Source organism: Sphingobium sp. BHU LFT2, assembly GCF_018604485.1.
Taxonomy (GTDB): Bacteria; Pseudomonadota; Alphaproteobacteria; order Sphingomonadales; family Sphingomonadaceae; genus Sphingobium; species Sphingobium yanoikuyae_A.
The window spans coordinates 1-1,298 of the sequence record NZ_JAFCGW010000065.1 but is presented as its reverse complement, the minus strand read 5'-3'; the positions used below and the strand labels follow the sequence as shown (position 1 = coordinate 1,298).

Below are 1,298 nucleotides of genomic sequence, written 5' to 3'. Positions count from 1 at the left end.
TGGACACCTCGAAGAACCGTCTGATTTCGGCATGATGGCCACGTGACGGCGCGCGGGCGAATTGGGAGCCTCAGTTTTTGGGGCTGATCCGCTGATTTCCATAACGGATTCGAGAGCACAGGCCGTTTTCGGCGTCATGCGGGCACAATTCGCCCTTCCAGCCAGGCCAGTCGCTGGAAATTATAGGCGAGATTCGCCATCCCAATCTTGATGCGGGCGCGAGCGATGCCGATGGTGCGCACCACCAGACCCATGCGGTGCTTTTGCCCGGCAAAGACGTGCTCGACGGCGGAGCGGACCACCGACCGCTTGGCATTGGCGCGTGCAATACGCTCAGGCATCGCTCGGCGGTGCGGCTTGCGCTGGTGGATGTGGCTGGTGAACATGCCCTTGGCAAGGAACGCCTCGTTCTTCTTGGAGCGGTAGGCCGTATCGGCCCATACCCCCGAGGCCGTGTTGTCCGGACTGATCAGCGCCGGCAGCCGTGCGCCATCGTGGGCATTGGCGGCGCTGGCATCCCAGGTGCGGATCAGGCCATGTGCCCGGTCGATGCCGATATGGTTCTTGTAGCCGAACATCGGGATGGCCAGATCGACCGGCTTGAAGGCCTTGGGGTCCGCGCCTTCCTTGACCTTGGCCTTGGTGTACTTGACGCTCCAGCGGGCATCGCGATCCTTCTGCCGGATCTTCGCAGGGTTGTCCTTCCAGCGCTCGGGTATCCGACCCTCCTTGATGGCCGCCTTCTCCTCCTCGGTGTTCCGCTGCTTCGGGGCCGGCACAACGGTCGCGTCGATGATCTGCCCGCCCATGGCAAGATACCCTCGGTTCGTGAGAGCGGCATCGAAGCGGGCGAATAGCCTGTCGATCGCCCTGGCCTTCACCAGACGCTCCCGGAACAGCCACACTGTCGTCGCATCGGGCACCGTGCCATCCAGGCCAAGCCCCAGAAAACGCTGGAAAGAGAGGCGATCTTTGATCTGGAACTCGGTCGCTTCGTCCGAAAGCGAGTAGAGCGCCTGGAGCACGAGGATCTTGAACATGAGGACCGGATCAAACGGCGGGCGGCCACCCTTGCCGCGAGGACTGCGGCGCAGCGCCGCTACCAGCGGTCCCCGGAAAACCTCGAAGTCCACCACGGCCGCCAGACGCTCCAGCGGATCGCCCGCCGCGCTCAGCGCCTCATATCGGTCCGAAAGATCGAAGAAACCCGGCTGCCCTGCCATCATCGCCTCCGCTATCGTGCAAAGGCAGTGAATCACTTCAGGCCGTCAGGCGCCACGAGTTTTTCGAGGTGTCCA

1 protein-coding gene is annotated in these 1,298 nt (G+C 63.2%); it reads right to left on the bottom strand.

What is annotated here, in order from left to right; genetic code table 11:
• Positions 1-134: 134 nt before the first annotated feature.
• Positions 135-1,223 carry an IS5 family transposase gene (locus JQK15_RS26430; protein ID WP_214869622.1) on the bottom strand — a complete coding sequence of 363 codons (1,089 nt, stop codon included), beginning with the start codon at positions 1,221-1,223 and terminating at the stop codon, positions 135-137.
• Positions 1,224-1,298 lie beyond the last annotated feature (75 nt).

Coding starts and splice junctions, on each gene's coding strand:
- JQK15_RS26430 (WP_214869622.1), bottom strand. CDS start 1,223: ATGGCAGGGCAGCCGGGTTTCTTCGATCTTTCGGACCGATATGAGGCG.